The organism is Thermogemmatispora carboxidivorans (assembly GCF_000702505.1).
GTDB lineage: Bacteria > Chloroflexota > Ktedonobacteria > Ktedonobacterales > Ktedonobacteraceae > Thermogemmatispora > Thermogemmatispora carboxidivorans.
On record NZ_JNIM01000001.1, the window covers coordinates 1,002,701 to 1,018,849 of the forward strand.

At 60.8% G+C, this 16,149-nt stretch carries 10 protein-coding genes; 9 read left to right on the forward strand and 1 reads right to left on the reverse strand.

Features of this window, described 5'->3' with window-relative positions:
- Positions 1-324 precede the first annotated feature (324 nt).
- The 5 genes from zwf to N688_RS03950 all read left to right on the forward strand — a co-directional run bounded on the left by zwf (position 325) and on the right by N688_RS03950 (position 6,350).
- Positions 325-1,875, forward strand: coding sequence for a glucose-6-phosphate dehydrogenase (gene zwf, locus N688_RS03930; RefSeq protein ID WP_052888065.1), 1,551 nt, complete (start codon positions 325-327; stop codon positions 1,873-1,875).
- 465 nt (positions 1,876-2,340) lie between these two features.
- Complete coding sequence (locus N688_RS03935; RefSeq protein WP_052888066.1) at positions 2,341-3,591, forward strand: glucose-6-phosphate dehydrogenase assembly protein OpcA; 1,251 nt, start codon at positions 2,341-2,343, stop codon at positions 3,589-3,591.
- 105 nt (positions 3,592-3,696) lie between these two features.
- Positions 3,697-4,446, forward strand: coding sequence for a 6-phosphogluconolactonase (pgl, locus tag N688_RS03940; RefSeq protein ID WP_052888067.1), 750 nt, complete (start codon positions 3,697-3,699; stop codon positions 4,444-4,446).
- Positions 4,443-5,159, forward strand: coding sequence for a ribulose-phosphate 3-epimerase (rpe, locus tag N688_RS03945; protein ID WP_081838487.1), 717 nt, complete (start codon positions 4,443-4,445; stop codon positions 5,157-5,159). Before pgl ends, rpe begins: the two co-directional genes overlap by 4 nt.
- 225 nt (positions 5,160-5,384) lie before the next feature.
- On the forward strand, positions 5,385-6,350 hold the full coding sequence (locus N688_RS03950; RefSeq protein ID WP_052888068.1) for a P1 family peptidase: 966 nt from the start codon (positions 5,385-5,387) through the stop codon (positions 6,348-6,350).
- A 695-nt stretch (positions 6,351-7,045) separates the two neighbouring features.
- Here the strand turns inward: N688_RS03950 and N688_RS03955 are convergent.
- Positions 7,046-7,663: an NUDIX hydrolase gene (locus N688_RS03955; RefSeq protein ID WP_052888069.1), complete on the reverse strand. Its 618-nt coding sequence runs from the start codon at positions 7,661-7,663 to the stop codon at positions 7,046-7,048.
- A gap of 589 nt (positions 7,664-8,252) precedes the next feature.
- Between N688_RS03955 and N688_RS03960 the strand changes: the two genes are divergently transcribed.
- From N688_RS03960 to N688_RS03975, 4 genes are all read left to right on the forward strand, one after another.
- A complete protein-coding gene (locus tag N688_RS03960; RefSeq protein ID WP_081838488.1) occupies positions 8,253-9,791 on the forward strand; it encodes a 30S ribosomal protein S1 in 1,539 nt (512 codons plus the stop codon).
- 468 nt (positions 9,792-10,259) lie between these two features.
- Positions 10,260-12,806, forward strand: a complete 2,547-nt coding sequence (locus tag N688_RS03965) for an ATP-dependent Clp protease ATP-binding subunit (RefSeq protein ID WP_052888070.1) — start codon at positions 10,260-10,262, stop codon at positions 12,804-12,806.
- 226 nt (positions 12,807-13,032) lie between these two features.
- A complete protein-coding gene (gene radA / locus N688_RS03970) occupies positions 13,033-14,466 on the forward strand; it encodes a DNA repair protein RadA (RefSeq protein ID WP_052888071.1) in 1,434 nt (477 codons plus the stop codon).
- Between the two features lie 337 nt (positions 14,467-14,803).
- Positions 14,804-15,973: a PIN/TRAM domain-containing protein gene (locus tag N688_RS03975; protein WP_052888072.1), complete on the forward strand. Its 1,170-nt coding sequence runs from the start codon at positions 14,804-14,806 to the stop codon at positions 15,971-15,973.
- The last annotated feature ends 176 nt before the right edge of the window (positions 15,974-16,149 follow it).

Below are 16,149 nucleotides of genomic sequence, written 5' to 3' on the forward strand. Positions count from 1 at the left end.
CAGCGACCGGGAGGAGCAAGGCCATCTCTGCCTGCTCATCAGGCTGGGCTTCCCAGGCTCCTATGCTGGCGCTGTTCCTGGTCCGGGCAAAGGGCGGCCTCCTGGCCCTGGCTCAGTCGGCCTGTCAACCTGCCTGGCCCAGGCACATGGGAAGATCTTCAGAAGATTTTAAATCTGCGCAAGTATTGCACTACAATGAATATAGCCGATGACAGGCGATGAGAGGTCCTGGTTACAAACCCGGCAACGGATGAGCAACCTGGAACTCAGTCGAGAGCGTGTATTGTCTGTCAAGAACAAGTGATGACCAGGAGAATATCATCGATGCCTCAACGCAGCGCGGTCGAGGCGCCCAATCCCCTACGCGAGGGGCTGCGCATCAAGCACAGCCCGGAACCCTGCGCGATGGTGATTTTTGGGGCGACTGGCGATCTGACCCATCGGAAACTCTTGCCTGCCCTCTACAACCTGGCCCTGGAGCACCCGCTACCGTCGGGCTTTTCCGTCATAGGATTTGCGCGCCGGCCCTACACCGACGAGCAATTCCGAGAGCAGGCCTTTGAAGCCATCAACGAGTACTCGCGCCAGAAGCCCATCAATCAGCAGGTCTGGGAGAGCTTTGCGTCCGGCATCTTCTACCTGCAGTCTGACTTTCACAACCAGGCGGGCTATGAAAAGCTGAATGCCCTGCTCAACCGGCTGGATCGAGAGCGCGGCACCGGTGGTAACCGCATCTTCTACCTATCGACGCCGCCGAGCCAGTACCCTGAGATCATCCAGCGCCTGGGTGCCGCTGGTCTCAACAAGAGCCGCAAAGGCTGGACGCGCATCATCATTGAAAAGCCCTTTGGCCATGATCTGGCTTCGGCTCGCGAGCTGAACCGACAGGTGCTGCGCGTCTTCAAAGAGGAACAGGTCTATCGTATCGACCACTATCTGGGCAAAGAGACGGTTCAGAACATACTGGTCTTCCGTCTGGCCAACGGCATCTTCGAGCCGGTCTGGAATCGCCGCTACGTGGACCATGTCCAGATCACCGTAGCGGAGAACATTGGCCTTGAGGGGCGAGCGGCCTACTATGAAGAAGCGGGTGCGATTCGCGACATGGTGCAGAATCACATGATGCAATTGCTGACCCTGGTTGCGATGGAGCCGCCGATCGCCTTTGATGCCACGGCAGTACGCGACGAGAAGGTCAAAGTGCTGCATGCCCTGCAGCCGCTGCAGGGGCAGAATGCCCTACTCAACACCATTCGTGGCCAGTACACCGCTGGTTGGATGAACGGGCGGCTGGTGCCTGGCTATACCGAGGAGCCGGGCGTGCGGCCCGATTCCAGCACCGAGACCTACGTGGCCCTCAAGGTCTTTGTTGACAACTGGCGCTGGGCGGACGTGCCCTTCTACCTGCGCACAGGCAAGCGCCTGCCCAAGCGCGTCACTGAAATCGCCATTCAGTTCAAGCAGCCGCCTTCGATGTTCTGGCAGCGCAGCAACATTCAGGGGCAAATCGAACCGAACGTCATCGTATTGCGCATCCAGCCAGACGAAGGCATCTCATTGCGCTTTGGTGCCAAAGTGCCGGGCACCGAGATGCAGATCCGCTCGGTCAACATGGACTTCTTCTACGGCTCATCCTTTATGCGTCCGCAGCCGGAGGCCTACGAGCGGCTGCTGCTCGATTGCATGCTGGGTGACTCCACGCTCTTCACACGTCGTGACGAGGTAGAAGCGGCCTGGGAGTTCATCCAGGGCGTTCTGGATGCCTGGGCGGAGGCGCCGCGCGAGACCATCCATCCTTATGAGGCGGGCACCTGGGGTCCCCAGGCTGCCGACGAATTCATCTGGCGTGATGGGCGCCGCTGGAGACGGCCCTAGCGAGTGCCTGCGCTCGCACCCAGACTGGCGGGCGCAACTCAGACCCGCGCCATCGTGCCAGGCCGCGGCTACCCGTCCGGCCTGTCGCGTCAGCCAGCCAACAAGGCTACCAACCAGACAACAAGTCGGTCACCCAAAAACTGGGAAACTGGCTGACGCACCCTCGCCTCAATCTCGGCTCCGCCGCCCTCGGCAGCGCGGCCTGATTGGGCCGTGGCTGGCCAGCAGGAGCGGACGGTCAACGGAACGGCGGGCAAAGCTGTGACCTGCGCCGATGCACCGACAACACGGGGGCCTACGCACTCAACGGTACTGAAGGGAGCTGTTTGCCTTTCGGTACCTCGCTACACAACACGAGCCAAACGAGAAGCTGCAGTAGCTAGCGCACGCGATCCAGGCCGGACGGCCTCCACCCGTCCGTCGGTCGCCTGGAACGATGCCGTTCTCTATCAGGGGAGATCTGGAATGACTGTGGACCTCGACCTATCCCCGGGGACACGCTCGCTGTGGGCCGGCAAGGCCATTCCCTGGGAGCATCTAGAGGAAGAAGTGGCTTTGCTCTGGAAAATGGCCGCCGATAACATGCGCATTGGCCAGAACATGAGCGTACGCACCAGCGTGCTCAACCTGGTAATCTGCGCGCCATCGGTTGCGCGCGCGCGCTACGCCAGCAACCTGCTGCGCGATCTGTTGAGCACGCATATTGCGCGTGTAATCATTCTCATTCTCGAAGATGATCGCGACGCCCCGGCCTCGGTCGCGACCTGGGTGACCCTGCGCAGCTTCCCAGTCATTTCAGACCTCACTCGCCACCACTTTGAGCAAATTACTGCCCTCCTGAGCGGGCCAGTTGTTAAGCATAGCGCGGCCTTGCTACAAAGGCTGGTCAGGCCGGACCTGCCGATCTACCTCTGGTGGCTTGATGAGCCGCCAGCGAGCGGCGACCCTCTCGACTCGCTGGCCGCGATCAGCCAACGGCTCATCGTCGATTCGGCCAGCTTTCAGGCGCCGGGGCCGGCTCTGCGTCTCCTGGCCTCGCTGCTGGAGACGTATCCTGCCTGTGCCATCAGTGACCTGAACTGGGGACGCCTGACGCCGCTGCGCCAGCTTGTCGCCCAATTCTTCGATGGCCTGGAGTATCGCCCATACTTTGAAGGTATCCAACGCATCGAAATCGAGCACGCTGTCCTTAGCGCCTCTGACGGCCAGGACAGCCGGCCATCGCCAGAGATCTCAGCTGTTGGCGGCTACTCTCTGCGCCTCCAGGAGCCTGCTCGTGCCCTATTGATGGGAGGCTGGCTGAAAGAGCGCCTTACCTGGCGCCGCGTCGCCTGCCGCGCCTCCTGTCCCGGCAGCAGCGAGAGCCTGCCACCGGGCGCCTATCACTGGTGTCTGGAGAACGGGGTCGGGCAACCGACACGTATTGATATCAGCCCGCGTCGTCAAGGCGAAGTTCCCCCCGGCACCATCTGCCTTCTGCGCCTCACGAGTCGACTGGCGGACCAGCAGGCCCTCTTCAGCATCAGCCGCCTGCCCGGTGACAGCGAGCACGTGCTGACCTCCATTGAACTAGAGCAGGAGCAACCGCGCCAGCGCACCCTCAATCTCAACGAGCAGCGTCAGGAAAGCCAGCTCCTGGTCGATGAGCTAGAGATCACCGGCCACGATGACCAATTCGAAAGAATCCTGCGGGAGCTGGCGGCCTTACTGACTTGAGCGAATCGTCCGGGGGACGCCAGCGAAGGGCCTCTCTCCTCTTCGTCTCCGCCAGAGCACTCGCTCTGGCGATCCAGCTTCACCAGAGAGGACAGAATCGAGAAAATGCAACAGCAGATCGCCATCTATCCTGATAGTGAGACTCTCAGTCACGAGGCGGCCCGTCTCGTCACCCGCCTCGCCCAAGAAGCCATTGTCACTCGTGGGCGTTTCACGCTGGCTCTGGCTGGAGGCTCCACGCCTCGCAAGCTCTACAGCTTGTTGGCCAGTGACCCCTATCGTGGCCAAATAGACTGGGCGCGCGTTGACATCTTCTGGTCAGACGAGCGCTGTGTTTCGCCCGACCATCCAGAAAGCAACTACCGTATGGCCTACGAGGTCATGCTGAGCAAGCTGCCTATTCCCGCGGCCAATATTCACCGCATGCCAGCCGAACAAGCTGATCGTCAAGCGGCGGCGGAGAGCTATACGGCTGAGCTGCGGCGTCTCTTTGGCACGGCGGGCGTACCTGTCTTCGATCTCATTCAGCTTGGCATGGGACCGGAAGGCCACACTGCCTCACTATTCCCACATCAGGCGGCCCTACACGAGCGCGAGCGTCTCGTCCTGCCCGTCAGCGTACCCAAGCCTCCCCCTGAGCGGCTCACCTTCACCCCGCCCCTGCTCCAGGCCGCGCGTCACATCCTCTTCCTCGTCACCGGTAGCGACAAAGCCGAAGCCGTGCGGGCTGTCCTCGAAGAGCAAGGCGTGCCCGACGACTATCCCGCGCGTCTTGTCCAAGCCGCCGCTGGCCAGGTCACCTGGTTGCTCGATACAGCCGCTGCCGCGGCTCTCCAAGGGAGGCCCTCAGCATGACAGCCGAGCACCCAACACCCAGGGCGGTCCCGGCGCCGCAGCCGTCAGCAGCCATTGGCCTCGTGCCCTCCATTCTCGGTGCCGACTTCCGCCGTCTGGGGGAGCAAGTCCGCGAAGCCGAAGAGGCTGGCGTGCAGCGCATCCAGATCGACGTCATGGATGGGCACTTTGTCCCCAACATCAGCATGGGACCACTCGTTGTCGAAGCCGTGCGGCGCAGCACCGGGCTGCCGTTAGAGGCGCATCTCATGATCACCAATCCCGAGTATTATATCGAAGCCTTCGCGCGGGCCGGCGCCGATGTCATCATCGTGCACCAGGAGACCTGTCCTCACCTGCACCGCATCGTACAACAGATTAAAGAGGCTGGCAAACAAGCAGGGGTAGCACTCAATCCTTCCACGCCCGTCTGGCTGCTTGAAGACATCCTCTCCTTGCTTGACCTGGTCCTCATCATGACCGTCAATCCTGGCTTCGGCGGTCAGGAATTCATCCCCGAGACCCTACCCAAGATTGCCCGTCTCAGGCAGCAGCTCACCGAGCGCCAGCTTCGCTGTGACCTTGAAGTTGATGGTGGCATCAACGAGCAGACCGCCCCGCTAGTCGTGCGGGCTGGAGCCAACCTGCTCGTTGCTGGTAGCGCCATCTACAACGGGCGCGAGAGCGTTGCCGCCGCCGTCGAACGGCTCCGGCGCGCCCTGGCCATAGCCTGAGAACCAGCGACTATCATTGGCAAGTACCAGAAGAGCGCGCGAGTCTGCATCTGCTTCGCCCAGACTGACAGCTCCTCTCCGGGCCAGATGGGGGCAAGCCGAATGCCCGGGGACAAGGCCGTGAGGCAACGCACCGGGCGACAGCGCAGCCAGAGCGGCAGCCGAGCCAGCCGGTGAGACCATCACCACCGCCAGACGCCAGAGAACTATCAGGAGGCAGCGACCATGCACGACGACATCACCGATGTCCCCGGTATCCATGTTGGGCACGACACCAACCTGGAGGCAGGTACAGGATGCACAGTTCTGCTCTGTGACCCACCTGCAGTAGGCGGAGTAGACGTACGCGGCGGAGCCCCAGCAACGCGCGAAACCGACCTCCTGCGCCCCCTCTACCTTGTCGAGCGCGTCAACGCCATCCTGCTCACCGGAGGCAGTGCCTTTGGACTGGAGGCCGCCGCAGGAGTCATGCGCTATCTTGAAGAACGCGGCCAGGGCTTTGAGACGGGAGTAGCGCGCGTACCGATCGTTCCGGCAGCCGCCATCTTCGATCTGGGCCTTGGCTCGTCACAGGTGCGGCCCGATGCGGCGGCTGGCTACCGTGCCTGTGAGCGGGCGAGCGGAGGACCGATCGAACAAGGAAGCGTAGGAGCTGGAACGGGGGCCACCGTAGCCAAGCTTGGCGGGAACGTACACGCCATCAAAGGAGGGCTTGGCTCAGCCAGCGCGCAGCTTCCCGACGGGATCATTATCGGTGCCCTAGTTGTCGTCAACGCCGTTGGCAACATTGTCGACCCGGGCAGTGGGGACATCATTGCCGGGGTGCCGGGAGCGGGAGCAGTCCAAGGGCAAGGTCCCCATCCCTTCAGCAACACCACCATTGGCGTCGTTGCCACCAATGCCGCCCTCAGCAAAGCGAGTGTCAACAAAATAGCGCAGATGGCCCACAACGGGTTAGCGCAAGCCATTCAACCGGCCCACACCATGTTTGACGGCGACACCGTCTTTGCCCTGGCCCTGGGTGTAGAGACAACACCCCCCCTTGATCCTGCAGCTACGGCAGCGCAGGTCAGTCTCATAGGAGCCGTGGCAGCCGCCACTCTGGCGCGAGCCATTGTCAAAGCCGTGCGCCAGGCCACAGGGCTTCACGGCGTTCCAGCGATTGCCGAGCAGGCCCGGAGGTCTGAGTGAGGGCCTGAGCGGTTGCCCAGGAGCCGATCAAAGCAAAGTCGGGCGAGGCGCGGATCGACGCGAGCGGGTGCAGGCGATCGAGCGGCCAGCGAATACCGACCAGCGAGCAAGGGCCAGATATCGGGCACCTCAAGGTTAAGGTTCAAGAATCAGCAGTAGCAGCAACCCTCCACTCAGCAGCATAACCAGAAGACAACATAACACAAGGAGAGGGAAGAGCGGGACGTGGGCCGCTGGGGGCGGAGCGGGCGAGGCAGTAGGGGCCTGCCACTCAGCGCGCAGGGGCAAATCGCGCCGCGTAGCCAGCGTCTTCAGGCCCCCAGTTGTCAGGTCCCCGGAAGGGAGGAAAGGAGAGCTGCTTATTCCCGGACCGGACTGCTGCGGCTCCGAAGCGGGGAAAGAAGGGGGGGGGGTTACAGGCAAAGCGAGGGGGGGGTATGCAGCGGAAGCGGGGGACGAAGCAGGCGAGTGGGGGAGCACTGCCCGGTCCGCCTGAGCAAGTCGGAGCTGCGCAGAGTGGGCATCGGAAGTTGGCAGTCTCACAGCAATCTCCACCAGGGGCAACTGAGAGCCAGACCCACAACTCACACAACGAACAACGGAACCTACAAGAGACGCGCTACAGAACAGCACTACCAACGCAGTAGCTATTGTTCATTGTAGCCGGGCGAGGGGAAGAATCAAGGAGACCATGACTATTGGGCTGTTGGTTTTTCCAGCAGAGAGAGCAGTTGGTGCAGGATTCTAGCGGTTGCGCCCCAGATGCGGTAGGGGCCATACTCATAGAAATAGACGATGCGGCGGAGGCCGGAAGTATCCCAGATCTCGCTATGGAAGATGCGGGGGTCGGCCAGGGAAGGGAGAGGGGCGCGGATGACCTCAGCGACCTCAGAAGTCTGGAGGGTCAGGGAGCCGGGGCCGGAAGGCAAGAAGGCCACCACGGGAGTGATCCAAAAATTGGTCACCAAGGTAAAGGAAGGGGGGAGCAGGCCGAGCACCTCAGAGCGCTCGGGGGGGAGGCCGATCTCCTCCTGGGCCTCGCGCAGGGCGGTCATGACTGGATCGCGGTCCTGGGGATCGACCGAACCGCCAGGAAAAGCGATCTCGCCGCTATGGGTGCGCAGTGTAGGAGAGCGGCGGATCAGCAGCAGGCAAGGCAGGCCCTCGGCCTCGAAGAGTGGTAAGAGCACAGCGGCGCGCCGGAGAGGGCGAGAAGCGATTTCGGGAGGTGGTGCTGTTGACAGAGCCTGGTCGGGCGGGGCCAGGCGGGAGCGCAGAGTAGTCACCACCTCGTTGATGCTGGACATATTCATGTGCCTATTCTACCACATTTACGCCGCAAAAAGGGGCTGGTTGAACTTGCGTGGGTATGATACAATGTGGTAAACAAAAAAACAGCGGGGAGGTCCGCCGAAAAGCTAGCTTTTGCCTTGCATTCACAGGCGGCTTTTGGTATAATTAGAGCATCGAGTGGGGGTATGCTTACACAAGGCTTTCATTATGCCCATATATACCTTATGACCTGTCTGCGGGCATCGTTTCGTAGAACTACTCTCTAGCACGAACGGGTGTACTATGGAGAATCGTCGTCTCATAGTAGGAAGTACAGCGACAAGCGGCAGCCATCGCAGCCTGAGCAGCCTCCTCCGATAGCCAGTTGTCCGAGACGCATCCCCCCGATCTCAAGATGACGTTCCTGTCGTTACCCCTGGCAGAAGTGATAACGGACCAAGGAAGCGGGCGATCTACGTACGACACACGTTAGACAGGATCAGAGGGCGCTCGAGGGGCAAGGCAAAAAAACCGTGGATCGAAGGGGGTATTTTACCCATGCAAGCACAACAGCACGGCGACCTTTCGACACCGCCAGCGGAAAAATCTCAAAGCGGGCAGGTACGAACCATGTCTGAAGCAAGAGAGCCTGAAACCAGCAGAATTGGCAACCCGGAAGAATCAGAAGACGTGAACATGGAGGCCCTCCTGGCCTCGGCGAACAATCCCACCAGCCTCAAACGTGGCGATGTTGTCGAAGGGGAAATCGTGCGCATCGACCAGGATGAGATTCTGGTCGATATCGGCCTCAAGTCAGAGGGCGTGCTCTCAACCAAGGAACTACCGGCCAGCGGCTATGGCTCGCTAAACGAGTTAAAAGTGCACGACAAGGTCCTTGTCTATGTTGTGCAGCCAGAGACACCGGACGGCCATGCCGTGCTCTCGCTGAGGAAAGCCAACGCTGAGCGCCAGTGGCGTCTGGTTGAAGAGCAGTATCGCAACAACGAGTTGATCAGGGCGCGCGTCATCGACTACAACAAGGGCGGCCTGATTGTCGATGTCAACGGCATCCGTGGCTTCGTGCCGATCTCACAAATCCAGAGCCTGAAGCGTGAGGAGGTGGCAGCGGGTGGAGAGAGTCAGGAGACGGCGGCCAAGCTGGCCAGCATGAAGGATAAAGAGCTGCAGCTCAAGATCATCGAGATTAACCGCGCTCGTAATCGGTTGATCCTCTCTGAGCGTCAGGCGGTGCAAGAGTGGCGGCAGCGGCGGCGTGAGGAGCTGCTGGATGAGCTGAAGCCGGGCGAGATTCGCAAGGGGAGGGTGAGTAATCTCGCCAACTTCGGGGCCTTTGTTGACCTTGGTGGGGCCGATGGCCTCGTCCATATCAGCCAACTGGCCTGGAGCCGTGTCAATCATCCCAGCGAGGTCTTGCATGTTGGCCAGGAAGTCGAGGTGCAGGTTCTCAGCGTTGACAAAGAGAAGAAGAAGATCGCACTCTCCATCAAGAAGGCCGAGGTTGATCCCTGGACGACGGTCGAGCAGCGCTACTCGCCTGGCCAGCTGGTGACGGGTACGATTACCAAGATCGCGCCCTTTGGGGCCTTTGCCCGGATCGAAGACGGTATTGAGGGCCTGATTCACCTCTCCGAGCTGCCTCCTGGAATGGACCCCAAGACCAGCCTGCACGAAGGCCAGCAGCTCCAGCTGCGCATTCTGCGCATTGATCCTGAGCGCCGTCGCCTCGGCCTCAGCCTGCGTCAGGTCGAGGAACCGGACAGTGCCAAGGCTCAGGCCCAGGGCCAGGGTCAGGGGCCGAGCCAGGGTCAGAATCAGACGGCTCCCAGCAGCGGCTCGGCTGAGACTACCACCAGGGGGACCACAGATGATAAAATGAAGCTGTCCCTCGAAGAGGTGGCCAGACGTCAGGAGAGTGGGCAACACCAGCAAGAGGGGCGTGGCGAGCGCCGCGAACGTGGTGAGAAGGGTGAGCGAGAGGGGCGTGGCGAGCGCCGCGAACGCACTGAGAAAAGTGAGCCATCCTTGCTCGACCACCTGCTGCTGGGTGACGATGGTGAGATCACCGCTATGGCTGAGGCTTTTCGGGCCGCTGCTCTTCAGCGCAATAAGAATCTGACAACCGAGGAGACGGAGGGTTCTGGCAGCTAGCGCACACCTGTTGCGTTGCGGAGCGCGGCGCTGGGTTTGACTCAGCTAGTGCGCTACGCTCCTGAACGAGAGAAAGAAGCGCTAAAGCACCAACACGTACTGGCACGCTATCAGGATAGGCCAGGCAAAGCCAGCCCTCAGCAGCTGGCCGATTACTCGTTCTAGCTGAGGGGAGGCCTGGGCTAGCACCGGGTTGGGCGAAGGCACCTGCACCGGATGCGCGAGCGTGCAAGCGCACCTGAACAGCTGAGCTATTCGACCTCCTTGCTGCGACAGGCGAGAGTGGAGCAGTGAGGGGGTCGCTTGTTTCAGCGTGTAGAGGAGTGATCCATGGATGACGGCAATGCCCCAGGTCGTTCTTGCTTGACGCTGCAAAGAAGGGTGTTGTATGATGAATTACCAAGTTTACCTGAGCGACACAGAGGGCTCGGTTCCACCCTCTGCCACTGAAAGGGGGGTGACAAACAGGTGAACGACAGGGATAGAGATAGATTTGATAAATTCACCGAGCGAGCCAGGAAGGTCCTGAGCCTCGCCCAGGAGGAAGCCCAGCGCTTCCAGCATAATTACATCGGGACAGAGCACCTCCTTTTGGGCCTCGTACGCGAGGGCGAAGGTGTGGCCGCCAAGGTTCTGGCGAATCTGGGTGTCGAGCTGAACAAGGTGCGCAGCGCCGTTGAGTTCATCATTGGGCGCGGTGACCGTATCGTGCTTGGGGAGATTGGCCTGACCCCCCGGGCCAAGAAGGTCATCGAGCTGGCCGTGGACGAGGCGCGCCGCCTGAATCACCATTACATCGGCACCGAGCACCTTCTGCTTGGCCTGGTGCGCGAGGGTGAGGGAATCGCCGCCGGTGTCCTGGAAAGCCTGGGGGTCAACCTGGAGAAGGTGCGCACACAAACGATCCAGGTGCTCAGCCAGTCTGGCTCGCCCCATGAGCGCGATGCCAAGCACTCCAAGACGCCGACGATCGACGCGATGGGCGTCGATTTGACAGCCGATGCCCGTGCGGGGAAGCTCGATCCGATTATTGGACGCCATCAGGAGATCGAGCGGGTCATTCAGATCCTGTCGCGTCGTACCAAGAATAATCCGGCGCTCATTGGCGAACCTGGTGTCGGTAAGTCGGCAATCGTTGAGGGCCTGGCGCAGCGCATCGTCGCCGGCGAGGTCCCCGAGACCATCGCGGGCAAACGTCTGCTCACGCTGGATGTCGGCTCCCTGGTGGCAGGCACCAAGTACCGTGGCGAGTTCGAAGAGCGTCTGAAGAAGATTATCGAGGAGATCCGTAATAGTCGCGACTGCATCATCTTCATCGATGAGGTCCACACGCTGGTGGGGGCCGGCGCTGCAGAGGGTGCGGTCGATGCGGCCAATATCCTGAAGCCGGCTCTGGCCCGCGGCGAGATCCAGTGCATCGGCGCTACCACGCTTGATGAGTACCGCAAGTATATCGAGCGCGACGCCGCCCTCCAGCGCCGCTTCCAGGAGGTCATCGTGCGCGAGCCGACCATTGAGGAGACGATCGAGATCCTCAAGGGAATCCGCGAGCGCTATGAGGCCCATCACCGCTTGACGATCACGGATGAGGCTCTCAAGGCGGCGACGGAGATGGCCAGCCGCTATATTACCGATCGTTTCATGCCCGATAAGGCCATCGATCTGATCGATGAGGCTGCCAGCCGCGTGCGCATGCAGCATTCGCTGGCCCCGCTCAATCTGAAAGAGGCCAAGAAGGGCCTGGAGGCGGTGCTCCGCGAGAAGGAGGCTGCTATCCAGCAGCAGGATTACGAGCTGGCCGCCGAACTGCGCGATCGCGAGGTGAAGCTGCGCGAGCGTATTGCCAAGCTGGAAGCAGGCTGGCAGAAAGAGCGTGGGAGCGACCGCCCCGTGGTTGGTGAGGAGGAGATCGCTCAGATCGTCTCGATGTGGACTGGCATCCCGGTGATGCGCATCGCTCAGGAGGAGTCTCAGCGCCTGCTCCATATGGAGGAGGCCCTCCATATGCGCGTCATTGCCCAGGATGAGGCCATTGAGAAGATCGCGCGCGCTGTCCGCCGCGCTCGGGCCGGGCTGAAAGATCCGAAGCGCCCCATTGGCTCCTTCATCTTCCTCGGTCCCACCGGCGTCGGTAAGACCGAGCTGGCCCGCGCCCTGGCCGAGTTCATGTTTGGTAGCGAGGACGCCCTGATCAAGATCGACATGTCAGAGTTCATGGAGCGCCATGCTGCCGCTCGCCTGGTTGGTGCTCCCCCAGGCTATGTCGGCTATGAGGAGGGCGGCCAGTTGACGGAGGCCGTGCGCCGTAAGTCCTACAGCGTGATCTTGCTCGATGAGATCGAGAAGGCCCATCCCGATGTCTTCAATATGCTCCTCCAGATCCTGGAGGATGGAAAGCTGACCGATGCGAAGGGCCGCACGGTGGACTTCCGCAACACGATCATCATCATGACGTCGAATGTGGGCGCCACCTTGCTGAACCGTGAGGCATCAATCGGTTTCAAGCTGACCAAGGATAAGGAGCAGGCGTATAAGAGCGAGTACGAGGAGATGAAGAACAAGGTCCTCGGCGAGCTGAAGAATACCTTCAAGCCCGAGTTCCTGAATCGTATCGATGAGGTCATCGTCTTCCACTCGCTCCGCCGCGAGGATATGTATCAGATCGTCGATCTGTTGCTCAATCGCGTGCGCAATCAGCTGACGGAGCAGCAGATCGAGCTGGTGGTCCCGCAGCCTGCCAAGGACTTCTTGATCAAGGAGGGCTTCGATCCGCAGTACGGCGCCCGCCCGCTGCGGCGCACGATCCAGCGCCTGGTCGAAGATCCGCTGGCCGAGGGTCTGCTTCAGGGGCGCTTCCATGCCGGCGATGTGGTTGAGGCGGTGGTGGTTGGCAATGCTCTCGAGCTGCAGGTGCGCAGTCGGCTGGAGCAATTGCCTGCTCCGGCTTCACCACAGGCGGCGCTCTCTGCTGGGAGCAGTGAGGGCAGCCCCGCCGGTGAAACCTTGCCAGGTTGATAGTGGGCAGAGGAGAGCCATTCTGGCGCGTCTCGCGCGCCGCAGGCTCTCCTCTTTTTTTGTCCTCGCCCGCTTGTTTCCTTAGTTGCTGCCCGCAGACAATGCCGGCAGCTGTAGGCGCTCTCCTTCTGCCTGTCTGTCTGTTGAGGCGCCGGTCAGGCAGGCTGTCCAGGTCTACAGTGGAATATGACGTGCTTTGAAGCACGCATTCTGGTTATGTGATTCTATGCCCAAATCTCGCACACGCTTTGTATGCCAGCAGTGTGGTGGGGAGCAGACGAAGTGGCTGGGACGCTGCCCCGATTGCGGCGCCTGGAACACCCTGGAAGAGGTCTCCCTTCCTGAAATGCCGGCGTCGGCTTCCGCCCCCCAGCGCCGCTATGCCTTGTTGACCGGGGCAGCTGCGACCGTGGGAGCCTCTGCCACTCCCCTGGGGCCACAACCCCTGACCCAGGTGAAGGCCCTCTCTCACGAGCGCCTTTCGGTCGGCTATGCCGAAATGGATCGCGTGCTCGGTGGTGGCCTCGTGCCTGGCTCGCTCACGCTGGTCGGTGGCGAACCAGGTATTGGCAAGTCAACCCTGCTCCTGCAGGTCTCAGGCCATATTGCCGAGCATGTAGGGCCGGTCCTCTATGTTTCGGGGGAGGAATCAAGTGAGCAGATCAAGATGCGCGCCGAACGCCTGGAGATCACCGGTGAGCGTCTCTATCTGCTAGCAACGGTCGAGCTAGACGTGATCTGCGAGGCTGTTGCTCGCCTCAAGCCAGCCCTGGTGGTGGTCGATTCCATTCAGACAGTCTTTGCCACTCATCTGACCTCGGCCCCGGGGAGTATCAGCCAGGTGCGCGAGTGTACGTTGCACCTGATGCAGGTGGCGAAGAGTAGCCACATCCCGATGTTCATCATCGGCCATGTCACCAAGGAAGGAACGGTGGCAGGCCCCAAAGCTCTGGAGCATATTGCCGATTGTGTGCTCTATCTGGAGGGGGAGCGCTACCATACCTATCGGCTGCTGCGTGGCGTCAAGAATCGCTTTGGTGCGACCCACGAGGTAGGGGTGTTTGAGATGCACGGAGAGGGCCTGCAGGAGGTTCCCAATCCGTCAGCTCTTTTCTTGTCCGAGCGCCCCGGGGCCGCCAGTGGCTCAGCGGTCGTGGTGAGTATGGAAGGGACACGCCCACTGCTGGTGGAGGTCCAGGCTTTGGTCACTCCCAGCAATTTCGGCATCGCTCGCTGTACGGCCAATGGGATTGAGCATAATCGCCTGCTGATGCTGCTGGCGGTCTTGACCAAGCGGGTCGGCCTGGCCCTGGGCAATCACGATGTCTATACTAACGTGGTGGGTGGCTTCACCTTGGAGGAGCCGGCTGTTGATTTGGGCGTGGCTGCTGCGATCGCTTCGAGCTATCGCGACCGGCGTATCCCGCCCGACCTGGCTTTGATTGGCGAGGTTGGCCTCTCGGGAGAGCTGCGCCCTGTCAGTCGCCTGGGGCTGCGCGTCCGCGAGGCGGCGAAGCTGGGCTTCAAACGCTGCCTGGTCCCCGCCAGCGGACGCACGGAGCGGGTGCGCCGCGAGTTGGAGGGGGCAGGGCTGGCTGAGGAGTGCCGGGTCATTCCCGCCAGTACTCTTGCAGTTGCCCTGGAAATCGCGCTACACTAACCAGCAAGGGTGACTCTTGTCTCGTGACTGGAGCATCTGCTGAGCTTAAATAATGGAGGTGAGTGTTTCGTGCCTTATCGTGGTTCTCGCCCCCAGAGGTCGATCGTTGCTCTTGATTCTGACCCGGGAAAACGGTATACTCTATAGCTGGCATGACGATTTTTGTGATTCGACGGGCGCGTTTCTGGCGGTTCAGCACAGCAGGCCAGGCCCTGTTATCCGGAATCATCGTTCTTGTCCGTCTCTTTATCATCTATTCTGCTCCTGCCCGCATGCTTTACCTCACGCTGGCCCGTCGTCGGTGGTCAAACCTCTCACCCTTCTGGAGGCTGATGGGATGTCTGTTAATACAATCGCTCGCTGCATTGGGGCGCTTTTGGCTGCCAGCGTCAGTTTCTTCGTCTTCTTTGTGGAGCATCCACTTGCGACGCTCTTGCTTGAAAAGCTCGAATGGTCTGCTGCAATTGCGTTTGCCTGCGGACTTATTGCTTTTGTGATTACTCCCTATGTGACCATTGTCCCCTATCGTTGGGTCAGTCACCAGCTGCGGACCGTGGCGGTCAGTGATCTGATCGCGGGTACCATTGGGTTGATTGTGGGCCTGCTGATCTCCGTGCTCTTTGGTATTCCGCTGGGGGCTTTGCCGGAGAACTGGGGCCATATTCTGCCTGTGGTAGCGGCCATCATCTGTGGCTATTTGGGGGCTATGGTGGCCGTCCTACGCAAGAGTGAGTTGGCTCATCTGTTTCAGTCGCTCTTTCTGACACGCCGCCGTGAGCGGGAGGAGGAGCGCGAGCGCGAGCGCGAGCGCGAACGTGCGAAGGAGGCAGAGGCTCTGGCCAGCGCGGCGGGGCCGCAGATCTTGCTGGATACAAGCGCTATTATCGATGGTCGTATTGCTGATATCAGTCAGACGGGCTTTATCTTTGGGAAGCTGGTGGTGCCACGTTTTGTGCTCAACGAGCTGCAGCGGATCGCCGATTCTGCTGATACGCTCCGGCGGAATCGGGGGCGGCACGGCCTGGAGATGTTGAATCGCTTGCAGAAGGATGCGACGGTGCCAGTGGAGATTATGGATACGGATATGGAAAGCAGCTCGGAGGAGGTCGATAGCAAGCTGGTGAAGCTGGCGCGCGCGCTCCATTGTCCGATTATCACCAACGATTTCAATCTCAACCGCGTTGCTGAATTGCAGGGGGTGAAGGTTCTCAATATTAATGAGCTGGCGAATGCGGTGAAGCCGGTCCTGCTGCCGGGTGAGGAGATCGCGATTAAGATTATGCAGGATGGCAAGGAGCTGGGTCAGGGCGTAGGCTATCTGGATGATGGGACGATGATTGTGGTGGAGGGGGGCCGCCAGTATATGAATATGACGATCGATGTGACGGTGACGCGGGTGATTCAGACAGTTGCTGGGCGTTTGATCTTCGCTTATCCGAAGCAGAGCAGCGGCAATGCTACCTCCAGCAGTCAGGGACAATCGACCGGCAAGCAGCGTCAGGGCTAGCCTGGAGCGGAGTAGTGGGGGATGGGGAAAGAAAAGACGGCAGCACCCGGCCAGATTCAGGGCCAGCAGGTCGCTGGAAGCGTGTCAGTTTGGCTGGGTGGGAGCGACAAGAAAAAAGGGGGACCTGGCTCTCTCTGGCTGCCAGAGAACGTCATAGTAGATGTCGGGTAGGCAGG